Raw genomic sequence first — 16899 nt, 5'->3', positions numbered from 1 at the left:
GTTCACACCTTGAACACGCCCACCAGTTTGTTCAGTTCGCGCGCCAAATGGAGCATGTTGTCGGCGCTGTGCTTGGTGTCTTCGCTGCTTTTGGAAATCTCGCTCACTGCGTGGTGGACCTGGGCGATGTCCCTGGTGATGGAACCGGCCACCACCGAACTCTGACTGACGTTCTCGTTGACCTCCTGCAAACCCTGACTGGCCTGTTCGATGTTCTTGGCAATTTCCTCGGTGGCCGCCGACTGCTGGGTCACCGCCGAGGCGATGGTGGCCACAATGGCGTTGACGTTGTCGATGACGCCGCTGATCTCCTTGATTTCCTTAATGGTGTCGCCAGCCGTTCCCTGCACGCCCGCAATCTGCTGCTTGATGTCGAGGGTGGCGATGGCTGTCTGCTTGGCCAGTTCCTTGATTTCATTGGCCACCACCGCAAAACCCTTGCCCGCCTCGCCAGCCCTGGCCGCCTCGATAGTGGCGTTGAGGGCCAGCAGATTGGTCTGTTCCGAGATTTCGGTGATTGCTTCGGTCACCTTGTTGATTGCCTGGGCGGCCTGCCCGAGATCGGTCATCTTGGCGGAGGCCACCTCAGCCTTGCGCACCGCCTGCTCGGAAATGACGCGGGCCTGTTCGGCGTTGCCGGCAATTTCGTTGATGGTGGCGTGCATTTCTTCGGCGGCGCTGGCGACCATGGCGGTGTTGGTCGAGGATTCTTCCATGGCGGCGGCGACGTTGTTGAGGTTGGCGTTCATTTCCTCGGCGGCGGCGGCCACGGCGTTGCTGCGGGTTGAACTTTCGCCGGCGTTGGCCGACATCTCGCTGGCCACCGAGGCCAGGTGCGTGGATGCCCCCTCCACCTCCTTGCCGTTGGCCACTACCCCTTTGATGATCCCCTGCAATTTTTCAATGAAGAGGTTGAAGCCCTTGCCCAGTTGCCCGATTTCGTCGTTGGACTCGATTTCCAGGCGCCGGGTGAGATCGCCCTCGCCCTGGGCGATGTCGCGCAGATTCACCACCACATGGTTCAACCCCCGCACAATGCCGAAGGCAATGAGCAGGATGACCGAAATGATGACCGCGAACACCACGCCGGCGCTTATGGTCATGGTGGTCAGCGAGGAGCGGACCTGGCCGTTCATCTCAACGCTTAAGGCTTTGACGTAGGCGTCGATATTGTCGATGTAAATGCCGGTGCCAATCCACATCTGGGTTCCGGGGATCATCTCGGAGTAGCCCAGTTTGGTGGTGTCCTGATTGGCCGGCGGCTTGGGGAAGACGTATTGCACGAAGCCGCCGCCCTTGTTTGCCTGGGCCATCAGTTCCCGCACATAGTAGACGCCGTTCTTGTCCTTGTTTTCGCTAAAATCCTTGCCCTGTTTGTCTTTTGCCGGCGGCAGGACAATATTGACGGTGTTGTCGTAAACAAAAAAATAGCCGGATTTGTCGTCCTCGAAACGGATGTCGTCCACCAGGGCGCGGATAATATCGATTTTTTTCTGCGGATCGTTGACGCCCTCAATGGCGTGGCCGACGGCAAGCGCCACCGAATGGGTCGCCACTTGCAGTTTGGCCTTTTGATCCGCAAGCATCACCTCGCCGGTCTTCGAAAGGCCCATGTCCCGAACCTTGTGGCTGTTGGCCACCGCAAACCACAGCATCAAGCCAAAGAGAAAGAAAATCGAAAGGATAACAAGATACATCCTGCCTTTGACTGAAAATCGATTGAGCATGGTTCCTCCGGGGGCGTTGTGCGGCGGTCAAGGGGGTGGTGTCGGCAAGAAGCAGCCTTTTGTTCAAGATATAGAAAATGTTAGGGGGTTGTCAAATTTCCCTTAATTATTTATGGAAAAATCGTGTCATGCCTGCCCATCGATTTCTCGGCGACGATTGCGTATCGTCCCTTGTCGCGGCCGGTGGTGGGCGGATTCATGAACTCGCCGAGGCGCAGGGTGAAACCGAGTGCGGTCAACATTGCCATCACCTGTTGGGGCGGATGGGAGTCGTAGAAGAATTGCTGATGGAACATCGAATCGGTGAAGGGCGGATGGGCCGAGCCGCCGACGGTCAGCATCAATCGGCCGCCGGGCGAAAGGCAGTTGGCTATGCGGGCCAGGATGGGTTGGTGAAAACAACGCTCGAGGTGAAACAGCGCGTCCCAGCAGAGCACGCCGCAGCAGGGATCGGCAAAAGGATACTGTTCGAGCTTGGCCTCGAGCCATTGTCCCTGGGGAAAACGTGCCCGCGCCTTGGCCAGCATGGCCGCGGATTGATCAATCCCGAGCACTGAGTATCCCCGGGCAAGCAGATTTTCCGCCATTGGCCGTCCAGAGCCGCAACCGGCGTCGAGGATCTGAGCGCCTTTCGGCATTCCGGCGAGAAAAACGTCAAGATAGAACGGTTCGCGTCCCCACAGGGTGGATCGGGCGGCGTCCCATTGGTCTGCGATGCTGTTGTAGGCGGCCAGGTTTATGGCCGAGGAAACGGAGCCGGAGCCCGCTTCGTTCATGCGTTGCTGCGCACGGTTTGGTTGCGGCCGTTCTCTTTCGCCTGGTACAGGGCCCGGTCCGCTCGGGTCATCAGGCTTTCCCGCTGTTCATCGGGCTGCCGCTGCGCCACTCCGAGGCTGCAACGGATATGCATTTCGCTTGTCCCCCAGACCAGGGTTTCGCGCTCCAGGGTTGTTCGTATCTTTTCCGCGAGCTGAAAGGCGGCCTCGATGTCGCAGTTTTTGAGCAGCGCCAGGAATTCCTCGCCGCCCCAGCGGCAGACGATGTCCGATTCGCGCAGACAGGAGCGGATGATCCGGGAGCAGACCACCAGCGCCAAATCCCCTGCCTGATGGCCGTGCTGGTCGTTGACCTGCTTAAAATGATCGATGTCGACGAGGATCAGGGACAGGGCTGATTGCTGCCGGGTTGCCTCGCTGAGGGCCTGTTTGAACAGGGTCTCGCCGGAGTGGCGGTTGTGCAGCCCGGTCAGTTTGTCCGTGGCCGCCAACCGCTCGAGTCGTTGCTGATAGTTGGCAATGGTGCGCTGCACCAAGGTCAGGATGATCAGGCCGATCACCAGACAGAGGCTCAGGTTGATCAGCAGGGTCTTGCGCAGCAGCCGCATTTCCGGTTCCATCGACTGTTCCACCAGCAGTCGCCAGCCGAGTTCCTTGATGTACCGGGTGTTGAGCACAAAGGTCTCGCCGCCGCGCACATAGGTGAAGGAGCCGTTTTCCTTGCTGAGGATTTCCGCCGCAATCTCGTGTAACCCTTCAATTTCTCCAAGGGGTTGCTGCTCCTTGGCGTTGTTGGTGGAAAAAGTGACGGCGCCCTTGGCATCGACAAAGAAAATGTGCCGTTGATAGCGCTGTTCATAGGTGGTCAACAGATGGGCGACGGTGACCGCCGACAGGCCGCAGCCGGCGGCGCCGATGTAGTTGCCGTTGTAATCGTCGACGCGGTGGTTGATGAAAATGGTCATGGCGTCGCTGTTGGCCATGTCCCGGTCGACATTGAGTTCGTAGGGTTCGTGCAGCGCACGCACCCGGTAATACCAGGCGTCGCGCGGCTCGTCGGGGCGAACCTGCTTGAGGATGCCGCCGCCGTAATAATAGTTGGCGCTGCGGTCGGAAACAAAGAAGCTGGCAATAGTCTGGTATTTGCTTTTAACTTCGGCCAGATAGCGGGTCAGCCGGTCGACGTCCTGCTCGCCGCCAAGCACCCAGTCGCGGAGGAAGGTGTCCGAGGCCATCATCGAGGCAATAAAGATCGGCCGGATGAGATCCTTCTGTATTTCCGAATAGATGTTGTCGCTGGTCAGGGGCAGGATGGAGTCGGCAAGTCCCCGTTTGAGCAGCGTGACCGACACCGAGTAGCTGACGAGGGAGGTGGCGAGGAAGCCGGCGAGCAACAGCAGGCTGATCAAGGTGACGAAACGATTCTTGGCGGACATGGGTGAACGTGTGGCGGGCAAAAGGGAAGGGGACCGCCGCCGCTGTGGTCGGCGGCTCGGCGGAACGTCTTGGGCCGCAAGCGATTTGGCCTGTTCGCCATGATGGCCTATGGGGCGCGGAATGTCAATTGTTGTTGCACGGCGGCGGCGCGCAGGGCATGATCGCGGGAAATTGGTTTTGATTTGGGTAGGCTGAGGGCGGCGAAACAGTGGCGAATGCATCCGTGAGGAGATGAGCGTGGTGAAGCGGCAACACAACAGGGCAGAAGGGGCAGGCGATGATGCGACAATCTGTTCGGTCTCGGACTTGCCAGGCCTCCAGCTGCTGCGGGCCAGTTTTCGCACCCGCACATTCCCCCGGCACAGCCACGAGGGCTACGGAGTCGGGGTGATCGAGCAGGGGGCGCTTGGTTTTTACTACCGGGGCGAGAACGTGGTGGCCCCGGTGGGATGGATCAACACCGTCAATCCCGACGAGGTCCACACCGGCCAGGCCGCCGCCGAAGGCGGCTGGAGCTACCGGATGTTCTATTTCTCGGCCGACTTGCTGCAGCAGATGGGCGAAGAGGTGTTCGGTCGGCCGGTTTCCCTGCCTTTCTTCACCGCCGGGGTGATCGAAGACCCCGATCTGGCGGGCCTGATCCGGCAGGCGCACAGCCAGATTAGCGATCCGCGAACAGCGCGGCTGGAAAAGGAAACCTTGTGGCTGACCATGGTTTTCCGGCTGATCGCCCGCCACACCTACGACCCGCCAACCCTGGGTCGGGCAGGCCGCGAAGAGGCGTCCATCCGGCGGGTGATCGATTTTCTCGACGCGCATTTCGCGCAGGATCTCTCCGTTGGGGCCCTGGCCGCTGTTGCCTGCCTCAGCCCCTATCATTTTATCCGCGTCTTTGCCCGCCAGACCGGCCTCACCCCGCACGCCTGGCTGATGCAGTTGCGGGCCCGCAAGGCGAAAGCCTTGCTCGACCAGGGCTTGGCCATCGCCGACGTCGCGGCGCAGACGGGCTTCAGCGATCAGAGCCATCTCACCAAGACCTTCAAGCGGATTCTGGGCTACACCCCCGGCCAACTCCGCAATTCCGTACAAGACGCCTAGGCCCGCTGGGTTGTAGAGTCGCCCCCAACAACCAATTCCCTTCAGGAGGCGATCATGAAAAATTATGTGCACGGCTATTCGGAGCAGGAGACGGCGCGACTGCGGGATCAGGCCGCAACCTTGGCCCGATTGCTGTATGGCGATCTTCAGTATCCCGCAGGAGCAACGGTGCTGGAGGCGGGCTGCGGCGCCGGTTGCCAGACCGTGTTTCTGGCCGCCGCCCATCCAGAGGTCCAGTTTGTCTCAATGGATATTTCCGCAACCTCGCTGCATACCGCGCAGCAGGCGATAGCCGCCCAAGGCCTGAGCAATGTGCGGTTGCAGCAGGGCGACATCGTTGAGCCGCCCTTTGCCGACCGCACCTTTGACCACCTCTTTGTCTGCTTTGTCCTGGAGCACCTGGCCGATCCGGCCGGCGCCTTGCAACGGCTCCGGCGCCTGCTTAAACCGGGGGGCACGATCACGGTGATCGAGGGCGATCACGGCTCGTTCTATTGCCACCCGGAAACCGCCGAGGCCCGGCGCACGGTCGACTGTCTGGCGCAACTCCAGGCGGGAATGGGCGGCGACAGCCTGATCGGCCGCAGGCTCTACCCGCTGCTCGTTGAGGCCGGATTTGCGCAGCCCCAGGTCGAGCCGCGCATGGTCTATGTCGACGGTTCCAGGCCGGATTTGATCGAGGGATTCGCCCGCAACACCTTCATCGCCATGGTTCGGGGCGTCCGCGAGCAGGCCATTGGCCAAGGAATGATCGACGCGGCCGCCTGGGACCAGGGCGTCCGCGATCTGGAGCAGGCCGCCACCAACGCGGGAACCTTTTGCTACACCTTTTTTCGGGGGCAAGGGGAGCGATGATCGTTGGTTGGAGACGCACCGCTGTTCCAACGTCCCGAGGAACAGCGGCTTTGGGCAGTGTAGGCGGGAGTCGCAAGAAATGGGACGCTGGAGCGTCCAGACGGCGTTCCCACGCCGGAGCATGGGGACGATCCCGCTGGCGGTCGTATGCGGAGGGGGCAGGGATTTTTCCACGTTGGGCCGGTGTAACGAATCCAGGATGCGGGTTTTTGAACTCGAATCGGAATACAGCTCATCAGCGCGGTGTTTGCTTGCCCAATGGAATCAATTGTCTTTTTGCGGATTGCGCTTAGAGTTTTCGCCGTTGCCTCCCAACAAGGGGAGGCGCCGATTCATCCAGAAATATCGAGGCGCCCGCCGTGCTGCGCGTACTTTTTCTGTTCTTCTTCCTCTGCCTGCTGTTGACGCTTATGGCGCTCTTTTCCTCCACGCCCTCCTTGCATAAAGGCCCCGTTCCCGATCATTTTGACGGGCAGCGGTTCTTCAACCCCGGCAAGCCGATGGACAAGGGGTTTTGGGAGGTGCTCAAGTGGCGCTGGACGCGGCAGCCGCAACCCTGGCCCGAGTACAGCGAGTTGCCGTTCACCGACAAGCCGCCGCAGCGGGTGGCGGGCAACCAGCTGCGGGTGTCCTTTGTCGGCCACGTCACCCTGCTCATCCAGACCCAGGGGTTGAACATCCTCACCGATCCGGTCTGGTCGGACCGGGCCAGCCCGTTCACCTGGATCGGACCCAAGCGGGTCCATCCGCCGGGCATCCGTTTTGAAGATTTGCCGCCGATTGATCTGGTGCTGATCAGCCACAACCACTACGACCATCTCGACCTGGCCACCATCGAGCGGCTCTGGCGGCGCGATCATCCCCGCATCATCACGCCTTTGGGCAACGACGCCGTCATCCACGGCCGCATTCCCGAGGCCGGGGCAGAGGCCCGCGATTGGGGAGCAAGCGTGGTCGTGTCGCCGCAGCTGACCGTCCATCTCGAACCCATGCACCACTGGTCGGCGCGCACCCCGTTTGATCGCAACCGCGCCCTCTGGGCCGCTTTTGTTCTGTCCACCCCCGGCGGCGCCGTCTATTTCGTCGGAGACAGCGGCTACGGCGGCGGCGACTCTTTCCGCGCGGCGCGGCGCAAATACGGCCAGTTCCGGCTGGCAATACTGCCCATCGGCTCCTATGATCCCCGCTGGTTCATGTCGTATGGGCACATGAACCCCGAGGAGGCGATCCGGGCCTGGGACGATCTGGGCCAGCCGCAGATGCTGCCCACCCATTTCCGCGCCTTCCAGTTGGCGGACACCGGCTATGACGTTCCGCTGCGCGATCTCAACCTGGCCATGCAGGCGGTAGCCGTCCCCGAAGGGCGCATCCGGCCGCTGGCTGCCGGCGAACACTGGTTGGTGGAATAGCTGCAAAAGCGGCGTCGTGACCCAGTCGGCGGTTGCCCGCAGCCTCTTTGAAAAAGTTTCGGCTTTTCGCGCCGGTTCGGCGCATTTTTCCCATTGCAATTGAGGGTAATGGGGCCAGAAAAGGATAAAACTGTTGAGGATCACGGCCGGATTCTGCAACTGCTGCTCGACGTTCTTGATTCGCTTGTGGAACTGAAGCTTTTCGTTGGCGGGGCCTTTAATGTATTTCCTTCAGGCTTATTGATTGGTGTCCCGGAGCGGTTTGAGCGACCGCAGCGCCCGGCCGATGGGGTTGTCCGGCACGATTCCGGCGGTGCTTTGCTCGGTTGACCAAACCAGCGTCTCGGGATTCCGGGCGGCCTCGGTGCAGAGGAACTGCGGGTCCACGGTTTTGCCGATCCGGCTAAGGTCCAGGCGGTCGGCGTCGAAACAGGTCTGCACCGTCACGTCCGCATGGGTGCGCGCGGTGGTGTGGAGCCTGCAGGCGGCGAGCAGCAGTTGGAACGGTTGGTCGTCAAGCTGAAAGGCGACGCCGCGCAACTGCTCGGCCAGCATGGCCCCGCGCGGCCCGTGTTCAGGATCGGCCTGCTCGGTGAGCCGCCGACTGTCGTGGAACAGGGCAAACAGCTCCACCACCCGCGCGTCCGCCCCGGTGGTCTCGGCCAGCCGCAGGCCGTTTGCATGCACCCTGGCCCAGTGGCTGAGGCCGTGGATTCCGCACGGGTTGATCGCCAGTTGGTTGACGATTGCCGCAATCAGTTCGGTTGAGATGAGCATAAGTCAAGAAGGCTTTTTTGACGAATCAAGTGGGTTTGAGTAAATTCTGTATGCCGTTGAGCGCTTCGGTTCGGGCGTTGTTGTGGCCCGAGATCCAGCCGGCGGTAAATGGCCTCGCTGTACTTCTCGACTGTTCGCAGGGCTTTGCGGACCGCTGGAGCAGCTCACCAAATGCCCTTTCGTGAGCGCCAATCCTGTCAGACCTTGAATTTATTCACCAGATTTTCGAGCTGGACGGCTAGGTCAGCAAGGCTCTGGGCGCTCAATTGAACTTGGCGGCTCCCTTCTCCTACTTGATTTGACTGCTGGTTGATTCCTGCGATATCGCGAGTGATATCTGCAATAACCAAAGTGCTTTGGGCCACATTTTCATTGACCTCGGCTATGCCTTGTGATGCCTGAGAGATGTTGCTGGAAATCTCCCCTGATGCCGCAGATTGCTCTTCAACGGCAGTTGCAATGCCGTTAATCACGTTGTTTATCTCAAAGATCACCTCAGAAATTTTTTCTATGTCTGCCACTGTTATTGAGGTCGTAGCCTGCATTTCGTTGATTTGATTCTTGATATCCACGGTGGCTGCTGCGGTCTGTCGAGCCAATTCTTTAATCTCGTTGGCAACAACGGCAAATCCCTTGCCGGCTTCACCGGCCCGCGCTGCTTCAATGGTGGCATTCAAAGCCAGCAAATTGGTCTGTTCTGAAATCTCGGTAATGGTTTCAGTAACCCTGCCTATTTTCTGGGCTGATTCGCCGAGGAGGGTCATTTTTTCGGAAGCAAATTTTGACTGGTTGACAGCGCCCTCAGATATTGAACGTGCTTTCTCTGCATTCTGGGCAATCTCGTTGACCGTAGACGTCATCTCTTCAGTAGAGGAAGCAACCATATTGACATTGCTTGACGATTGCTCCATCGCTGCGGATACTGATTGGATATTCGTGCTCATCTCTTCAGTGGCCGCTGCTACGGAACCGGATTTAGCCGACATGCCAACAGCCTCAGCCGACATCCCATCCGACAGGCGCGTCAATTCAGCAGCAGCTGAGTCCAAGGCCAATGATTTGGCGCCGATATCTTTTACCAAGTTTTGGAGTTTGTCTAAAAAAGTATTGAAACACACTGCCAATTGCCCCACTTCATCTTGGCTGACCACTTCAAGCCGCTTGGTCAGGTCGCCTTCGCCCTCGGAAATGTCCTTGAGCATGTTGGCTGTCCGCCGGATAGGACGGACGATCCCTCTGGTGATGATGAAAATTAACACCAGGCTGATTAATATACCTACGATTCCAGATGTAAAAAGGATGTTTCTAGAGCTCTTCAGGATTTGCTCTACATTGGTTGCGCTTTTTAGTGTTTCATCTATCCCTGCAACTGCGGTATCCTCGACTGATTTCGAGACTGCATTTCCAGTTACGCCACGATTTTTACCAATATCGGTAATGGCGGCGTAGCTTGCCACGAGTTTCTTCATGTTCGTTTTATAACTGGCGCCAGCTATTCTGATGTCTTCCAGTTGCGATATGCTGGAGTCACTAGTGGTCATTTTTTGTATCGTATTGAGGATATTCTCCATTTCGATGAATTTTTTTGCCGAATTTTCGATTATCTGCGGGTCTTTTACCAGTTGACCTTTTAAGGTGTCCATTTGAATGACATAAACGAGTTGGATCACTTCGTTCATGCCACTGATCCTTTCAAGCTGTTCTTTTAAAGCTTTGGAATTTTCCCCAGCTTGTTTCATGCCGACAGTCATCGCGTTAGTTTGCTCGTCGACGAATTCCAGGCAGGATTTCATGAACTCCTGGGCAGCAGATTCGAGTTTCTTGCGGATAGCCTGAATTTCCTTCCCTGTTTTTTCTGTCTCGTTTACTAAGGTTTCGTATTCTAGAAGTCGTGCCGAGGCATTGGCTGTATTGTCCTTAAGGGCTTTTAGCTCCGGAAACTTAGTGGTCAACTGGCCTGCATCCTGTAGGATTTGTTTAACATTTTTCAACTGCTCGCGGGCGGCGGACAAAAAAGACTCATCGTAAACAGCATCGTATGCGTTCATGGCGGATACGGCTCTGGATGCGGCACGTTCAGCGCTACTGGCTATGCGCGTTTCAGGCATATATTGATTTGACAAAATCTGCGTTTTTTCGGACACACCTTTCATGATGTAGAGGGCAACTCCAGTCAATATTATAGCTACGGCCAACACAATCCCGAATCCAGCAAATATTTTTGAGCTGAGTTTCATAGCTGATCCCTTCTGAAGTTGATTGTCAAAAAAATGTTATATCTGCGATGGATTTAATTTGGGATTATTTTGATATTGTTAAAGGGTGCATCTGAATTAAATAAGTCAAATTCTTCTGGCTGGGGAAGGCCTCCTGTGAAATAACTACCGAATAGAGGCCATTCATCAGAAATCGAAGCATGCAATCCCAGGCCGGCCTTCCCCAGCTATTCAATTATTTGCTATAAATTCCGCAACCAACGATCAAGTCGCCAGACCGTTCCACATACATAGATTTAGCCTCAATCTGTTTGGAAACAGGGTTCATGAATTTATAATCCTGCCAAGCTGTCGCTTGCTTCTTCATCAATTCCACGCGCTCTTTCATGAATTCTTTGCCATCGGCGTCTTTGAAATCAATCAATTCCTTGCCGACCATGTTCGCTTTTTGGCCGTGGGCAAGGCATTTTCCAGCCATGTCATAGACAACCACATAAAGATCCCTGTCGACAAACTTGCCTTTTGGATTGCTGATCTCTTCAAAAGCTTTATCATTGCCATTGGATTTGATGTATTCTATGGCTTTTTTCACCATTGCAACAGCTTCATCCTTTGTACCTTGATCACCCGCATTAGCAAAACCTACCAAGCAGCCCATTGAAAAAAATACTGCAACACTTGCGATAACTAATAATCTTTTCATAATGCACCGATCCTTTAATTGTTTCCTTGGTTATTGATTTTTACCGGCTGTATCCCGTGAGCTGAGAAAAATCGACTATAGCTAAAATTATTTTAACCTGTTTCCTCCTCTCCTCTGTGGTTAATGGGTGTCGAAAAATACCTTTGACAATAAGTCTTATGTGATTATCAGGGTTTCTTTTGTGTTTTGTCAAGTTTTTACTGGCCGATTGTTAATCGGCTGTCATGATCAACCCTAACATTTTAGAATTTAAAATATTTATTCCTCGTCCGAAGAATCCGTGGGTGCTTTGGCTCTTCGACGAATCAAGTACATTTGCGTAAATTCTGTATCGGCGTGACCAACAGGAGGTGATGTTGATGAGGGTGTTGTCGGTTTTGTATCTTCTGGCCCTGCATTTGGCTGCCTGGATGATACCGTTGAGTGCTTCGATTCGGGCGTTGTTGTGCCCCGAGATCCAGCGGGCGCAAATGGCCTCGCGATGTTTCTCGACTGTTCGCAAGGCCTTGCGGACCGGCTTGAGCAGATCAATATCGGCGGTCAGTGAGCGCGCGACATTGAGAAAAGTGGTCAACCCCCATTGGACGCCCCTGACAGTGTTCAGAGTCTCGCCAACACAGCACGGGGCGATGCGAGCAACAGACAGATGAGTTGGCAACGAGTCTACGCATCATTACTCTTTACGCCTGAAAGGCAGGGGCTATTTCGTGCTCGCCAACCGCTCGCCCAGTTCAAAGGCTCGTCGACAGTCCTGGGGAAAGACCTCGGCCCGCCGCGCCGCCTTGTGGGCCGGGTCCATGTATTCCATGATCACCTTCGAGTAATCGGCAAACTGACAGGTGTCAAAGCAGCAGAAGGTCTCAGCTTCGACGCCGAAGATCCGGCTCAGCCAAACCTCGGTGGAGTTGAACATTGCCTCGTAGCCCATTTGCTTGGCTGTCTCTTCGCCGACGTTCATGGTGTAGAGCGCCGCTGTTTTGATCTGGCGAGGGAAGACCGAGCGGGGCGGCTGACTGTAGATCAGCGGCGCAAAAAACAGTCGTTCTATGAACGAGCGCATCTCGCCGGTCATCTGGCCGAAATAAATCGGCGAGCCCAGAATCAGGACGTCGACCTCGGTCTCAATTTTTACAAGGAGCGGCCGTAGGTCGTCTTGCATGGCGCAGCGGCCGCTGCTGGGGCCGTCGATCATCTTGCAGGCAAAACAGCTGGAGCAGCCCTTGTAGTTGAGATCGTAGAGATGAACCAACTCGGTGGTCGCTCCCTGCGCGGCCGCGCCTTCAAGCGTTTTCTCTAGCAGGGTGGCGGTGTTCCATTTCTTCCTCGGGCTGCCGTTGACGGCGAGAACCTTCATGTTTGCTTGCTCCTTCTGTGATGGTGAATGTGATGATGGACGCCTGGGCGCAAACGGCGCCGGCGTTCACGATTGTTCCGGAATTTTAAAGCCGAGATAGACCCCGTTGCTGATCCCCATCAGCACCAGCAGGGTTTCCGGGAATTCCGGCATGGACATGACGTTAACAACGGAACGAACAAAGACCAGCCCTAAAAAAATGGTCCAGGCGACCACCTGCATCCGGTGGAAACTGAGGCCGTTGCCGTCGTTGCAGATGTCCCGCCAAAAACCTTGCGTCGCTCGAGGCCGGGCGTTCGCGGCAGCCTGGTTGGCCTGCTTGTTGTTGCCGATGACAATGGCGCTGAGCCCGGTGGCGCCGCTGATCCCGAGCAGGATCAACACCTGTTCGGGAATCCGCTCCATGGCCCCGGTGAGCAGCCAGACGCCGGCAAAGCTCAGCATGACCAACAATCCCCAGAAGGCCATTTGGCTTTTGCCCAGACTGTACAGGCCGTGGCGCGAATCCCGTAAGGCGCTTGGGCTGGAAACCAGCAAGGAGAAGCTCGCGAAAAACAACAGCAGGCAGAGTCCCGCCGTCCAGAAAACCTGTTTGCCTGTGGCCACATAGAAGCGAAACGGGGTGGGGGATTGTGCCGCATAGGCGGGCTTTGCGCCGATGGTGAGGGCCACCGGCAGGGGCATCACGAAACTCTTGTGTTTTTTGCCCAGGAGTTGATCCCAGGAGGTTCTGTTTTCCGCCTCCTGCGGGACCCGCACCAGATGAAAGGCGAGGATCAATTCTCCCGAGTTTGCTCCCTGAGACACGGTGACCGGCAATTTTGCCATGGCGACGTTGTCGAGTCGCAGTTGAACCGCATCAACCGCCTCTCGTTGCGCCAGCTCCTGCGTCAGTTGCGCCGCACAGGCGTCGCGAAGGCTGATCTGCAAGGTTTCGCCCAAACGAAATAGATAGGGCTGGGCCGCATCCGCGCTGGGCGAGCTGTTGGCGAGCAGCAGCAGTTGGGAGCTGTCGCACCCTTGGGGCGCATTTTCGCGCGGCGGTATTCGCGCGGCCGCGCCCGCCTGAGCCAGAGCCGGAACAGCCGTTTGCGCCCCGGTCGGGACGGCAGCCAAGGCCGGGGATAGGGTTGGAAATAGGGTCAGGAAAAGCGTCAGAAACATCAACATTGCTTTGTGCATCGTCTCCTCCTTGGGAGCTCGCCGGTTGCTGCGGCAATCCTTGTTTGCTGTGATTTCGGGCGGCTCCCTGCGCCTGATGCCGGTTCCGTTGCCAAGTGGAACGTGTTTGTTGGTGGCGGATTGCGCTCGACGAACGTTGCGAGGAGCAATCCCCTGGGGCCGGAGATCGCCCGCTTCGTTCAAACATTCGAGCCGTAACGAGGTTTCGCGGCGCAATCAGGCCTCGTTTGATTGAGAAATGGAATGACCTCCCTGGGCAATGCAGCAGCGTTTTGGCTGGCCCCACGAAACGTTTCCATGGGGCGCTTGGACACCAAAGAACGAGAGCTGGCCGGCGGACCGTAGCCTGGATGCAGCTTGCGGAATCCGGGGTTTGATGTGATTGTTCCCGGATTCCGTTGCACTTCATCCAGGCTACGGGTTGATATGACGGCCCCTCCTCGACGAGATATTGCGGTGTGCAGCAGGCCTCGTTTGGTTGAGAAATGGAATGACCTCTCAATCGGTGGCTGCTGCTACGCTGCGTCCTGTTGCTCTTTGCTCGGTCTTTTCTTTTTCGGCGGCCGCGTCTCCGGCGCTGCGGTGCTGTCGCCCACCGCCGCAAGCAACTGTTGCAACGCCGCTTTGATTGCCGCTCCCGGTTCGGGTTCCGGCAACAGGTCGATCAGGAAATGCAGCTGTTGGAGGGCTTCGCAACGTTGATCCGCGCTGCCTGCTGTGACCAGCGCGTCGCGATACAAGGTGCTCAGGTTACCGAGCGTCGCGGGTTGGGTGATGCGCTGCTCTGTCCGATCATCCGCGCAGCAGGCCCACAGGGCGTCGATCCGCTGGCTCTCGGCTTTGATCAGGGCAGGGGGGAACCCGCTCGGGTTGCCGGCGCGGTCGTTCGGGCTGTCTGGCTTGCCTGTGCCGCCTTGGCTGCTTTCCTGCGCCGCCCGGAGCAGGTCGGGCAGTTGACTGGCGTAGGCGTCGAACTGGGTGCGCTCGCCCCAGACAGCGGCAAGGAAGGCGGCGTCCAGGGCGTTGAACAGCAGGCCGCAGTCCCACTGACTGCTGTGTTTGCGGCTGTTCTCGGCGGCTTTCCAGTAGGCCTTCCCCATCCCGGTCAGCCAGTTTTTGGCGCCTTTAGCGGTTTTTTGCCCGGCATGCACCTGGGCCCAGCGTTTCCAACACGATCCCAGCAGCGCCAAACGCCGGGTGGTTTCGCCAATCCTGAGCAACTGTTCCAACCGCTCCCTGCCTGTCGCCATCAGGGTTTTGCCCTGCTGGCGCAGCTCCGCCTTGCGCGCCTCGTCCTCGTCCTTGTTCTTGTTCGATTGGGCCAGCAGGGTCGCCCCTCGCCCCATTTCCAGGCTAGCCAACAATTCCAGACTGTGCAGGCTCAAGGCCGCGTCCTCAAAGGCCAGGGCCGCGCGGTAATGGTCGATGGCGCGCGCCGGGTCGTCCAACTCCACCCAGGCGCGGCCCAGTTTTTCGCGCACCCCGGCGTGTTGAAAATCTGATCCGCGCGCCGCCTTTTCAATAGCCATCAGCCGTTTGCGGTAATAGTCCTTTTTTTGGCCTGGGGTTGCGTCGCGCAGGCGGGCGGCCAACATTTCAAGATCGGCGACCAGATGGCTTGGATGCACATACTCGGCCGCGGCCTCGTCTGCGGCGTCGACGTCGGGGAAACAGTAGCGTTCGTCGCCGTAGGCCTGGAAAGCGCCCCAGGTGTTGGTGAACGGGTAGAGCCGGTGGGTCTCAAAGCGGGCCTGCAACAGGGCCTGACCAAAACGCGCGCCCCGGAACATGGCCTCGTAAAAGGCGCGGGCAAAGGCGCCGGCCGCCTGATCGTCCACCGCCCAGCCGGCGGCGATCACCGCCTTGCAGCCCATCTCGATGAAGGCGGTGGCCAGATTGGCGGCCAATTCGCCCCAGCCCAACTTGGCGTCTGAGGCCATGCTGCCGAGATGGCAGCAGTTGATGAACACAAACTCCGGCACGCGCCTGAGTTTGCTCACCTGGGCGCTGGTGAGAAAGGTGTCCGGCCCCAGCACCAAGCCGGTGCTGCCGGTTTTTTTGTCGTTGATCACCCCGTGCCCGGCCAGATGCATGAAACGGTACTGGCCGTTGAACAGGGCGTCGAACACCTCCAGCGGGGTGGCGCGGTTGAGGGCGTTGACCTCGTATTCGGCGCGGACAAAGCAGTCGGCCGCCTCCTTGGCCTCGGCCTGGGCGCCGGGCAACTCCACCATCTCCGATTGGGTGTCCCCGATCGCCAGCATCCGTTTGGCTTCGACCAGCCGAGTTCGGCCCCGGCCGCGTCCGGAGGCCAGTTGACGCACCAGTTCCACCCGCGCCGCCAGCGGCGGTTCGCCCACCTGATCGGTGTCGCGCATCAATTCCCAGGGATAGGTTGCGGCTGCCGGATCAACCGACAGCATCAGGGTGCGCAGATCCGCCACTTCCTCCTTCATCGAGTTGGGCACCAGCAGCTCAAACAGGGCCCGCGACAACCCCGGTTGATCGCGGGTGGTCGCGGTGGCGCAGCGGATCAGCCCGTCCACGGCCTGACGCTGGTTGGGTTCGGCGTTGACCACGTTGCGGGCCCGGTCGGTGACCACGGTAAAGCGTAGGGCCTGCTCCTCGGCCTCGATCTGGACGCGGATTGTGCCCGACTGGCCGCCGCCGGCCAGCGTCCGACCGCAGTAGCCGCCCTGGCCGTCGTGCAGCCGGCCGTCAAAGTCGGCCACGCCGGCAAACCGCGTCTCACTGATCAGGTCGCGCAGGGTTTGCACCGCGGCAATCGCCCGGCCCAGAACCTCTTCATAGATGGTCAGCCGGCCGATGCGGGTTTTGAAGGCGTTTTGCTGCAGGATGTGGTTGGTCCGCCGCAGGGCGTCGAGCAGGCACCGGGTTCCCGCCTCAACGGTCAGGCCGGCGAATCCGGTGCCAACCAGCAGGGCCGACGTCGCCAGCTGCTCTGGTCGGGCCGGGTCGGCTGTGGACTGCTGTTCCTTGATCCGGGCGTATTCGAGCAGCCCCTGGGTCAGGGCCAGGGTCAGGGTTCCGGGCAACAGATCGCCGACCGGGCCAAGGCCGACCACAATCGCGCCGGCTGGCGTGCGGGTCTCGTCTGCCTGACGAAAGACCATGGCGTCGTCGGGCTGGCAGGGGAAACGACCGATCCGCTGGGCGCGTTCCAGGCGGCCTTCCAGGTGCTGGTCAAGAAACTGGACGCTGCCGCGCAGGGGCAGGCCGCTATAGGCCCCGATCAGCACCGGCGATCCGGCCCCGGCCAAGCTGCCGTGGACCACCTCGACCACTGCCGGCGACTCGCCTTTGGCTTTGGCGCGGCGTCCCGGTCGGGCGCCGCCGGCGGCAGC

13 protein-coding genes are annotated in these 16899 nt (G+C 58.6%); 3 read left to right on the top strand and 10 right to left on the bottom strand.

What is annotated here, in order from left to right:
• Positions 1 to 2: 2 nt before the first annotated feature.
• From RCH93_RS09335 to RCH93_RS09325, 3 genes are all read right to left on the bottom strand, one after another.
• Positions 3 to 1727 (bottom strand): methyl-accepting chemotaxis protein, encoded by a 1725-nt coding sequence (locus RCH93_RS09335; protein ID WP_306548096.1) that lies wholly within the window; start codon positions 1725 to 1727, stop codon positions 3 to 5.
• Positions 1728 to 1837: 110 nt separating this feature from the next.
• The gene (locus RCH93_RS09330; RefSeq protein WP_306548095.1) at positions 1838 to 2503 is read right to left on the bottom strand and encodes a trans-aconitate 2-methyltransferase; all 666 of its coding nucleotides are present in this window, start codon (positions 2501 to 2503) and stop codon (positions 1838 to 1840) included.
• Complete coding sequence (locus RCH93_RS09325; RefSeq protein WP_306548094.1) at positions 2500 to 3939, bottom strand: sensor domain-containing diguanylate cyclase; 1440 nt, start codon at positions 3937 to 3939, stop codon at positions 2500 to 2502. Before RCH93_RS09325 ends, RCH93_RS09330 begins: the two co-directional genes overlap by 4 nt.
• Before the next feature lie 238 nt (positions 3940 to 4177).
• Here RCH93_RS09325 and RCH93_RS09320 point away from each other — a divergent pair, with 238 nt between their 5' ends.
• The 3 genes from RCH93_RS09320 to RCH93_RS09310 all read left to right on the top strand — a co-directional run bounded on the left by RCH93_RS09320 (position 4178) and on the right by RCH93_RS09310 (position 7302).
• Positions 4178 to 5038, top strand: coding sequence for an AraC family transcriptional regulator (locus tag RCH93_RS09320; RefSeq protein ID WP_306548093.1), 861 nt, complete (start codon positions 4178 to 4180; stop codon positions 5036 to 5038).
• 54 nt (positions 5039 to 5092) lie between these two features.
• Positions 5093 to 5893: a methyltransferase domain-containing protein gene (locus RCH93_RS09315; protein WP_306548092.1), complete on the top strand. Its 801-nt coding sequence runs from the start codon at positions 5093 to 5095 to the stop codon at positions 5891 to 5893.
• 359 nt (positions 5894 to 6252) lie between these two features.
• A complete protein-coding gene (locus RCH93_RS09310) occupies positions 6253 to 7302 on the top strand; it encodes an MBL fold metallo-hydrolase (RefSeq protein WP_306548091.1) in 1050 nt (349 codons plus the stop codon).
• A 237-nt stretch (positions 7303 to 7539) separates the two neighbouring features.
• Here RCH93_RS09310 and RCH93_RS09305 read toward each other — a convergent pair whose 3' ends face one another.
• The 7 genes from RCH93_RS09305 to RCH93_RS09275 all read right to left on the bottom strand — a co-directional run.
• Positions 7540 to 8079 (bottom strand): hypothetical protein, encoded by a 540-nt coding sequence (locus RCH93_RS09305; protein ID WP_306548090.1) that lies wholly within the window; start codon positions 8077 to 8079, stop codon positions 7540 to 7542.
• A 197-nt stretch (positions 8080 to 8276) separates the two neighbouring features.
• Positions 8277 to 10316, bottom strand: a complete 2040-nt coding sequence (locus tag RCH93_RS09300) for a methyl-accepting chemotaxis protein (RefSeq protein WP_306548089.1) — start codon at positions 10314 to 10316, stop codon at positions 8277 to 8279.
• A gap of 214 nt (positions 10317 to 10530) precedes the next feature.
• Positions 10531 to 10998, bottom strand: coding sequence for a cache domain-containing protein (locus RCH93_RS09295; RefSeq protein ID WP_306548088.1), 468 nt, complete (start codon positions 10996 to 10998; stop codon positions 10531 to 10533).
• A 211-nt stretch (positions 10999 to 11209) separates the two neighbouring features.
• The gene (locus RCH93_RS09290; RefSeq protein ID WP_306548087.1) at positions 11210 to 11572 is read right to left on the bottom strand and encodes a transposase; all 363 of its coding nucleotides are present in this window, start codon (positions 11570 to 11572) and stop codon (positions 11210 to 11212) included.
• A 126-nt stretch (positions 11573 to 11698) separates the two neighbouring features.
• Complete coding sequence (locus RCH93_RS09285; protein ID WP_306548086.1) at positions 11699 to 12352, bottom strand: flavodoxin family protein; 654 nt, start codon at positions 12350 to 12352, stop codon at positions 11699 to 11701.
• A 66-nt stretch (positions 12353 to 12418) separates the two neighbouring features.
• On the bottom strand, positions 12419 to 13534 hold the full coding sequence (locus RCH93_RS09280; protein ID WP_306548085.1) for a hypothetical protein: 1116 nt from the start codon (positions 13532 to 13534) through the stop codon (positions 12419 to 12421).
• Positions 13535 to 14049: 515 nt separating this feature from the next.
• Positions 14050 to 16899 (bottom strand): CHAT domain-containing protein (locus tag RCH93_RS09275; RefSeq protein ID WP_306548084.1); only part of this gene is annotated, 2850 nt, incomplete at its 5' end.

The sequence above is a fragment of the Desulfobulbus sp. genome (assembly GCF_030824455.1).
GTDB lineage: Bacteria > Desulfobacterota > Desulfobulbia > Desulfobulbales > Desulfobulbaceae > Desulfobulbus.
The sequence above is the reverse complement of the archived record's forward strand: the minus strand, read 5'-3'. Positions and strand labels throughout refer to the sequence as shown.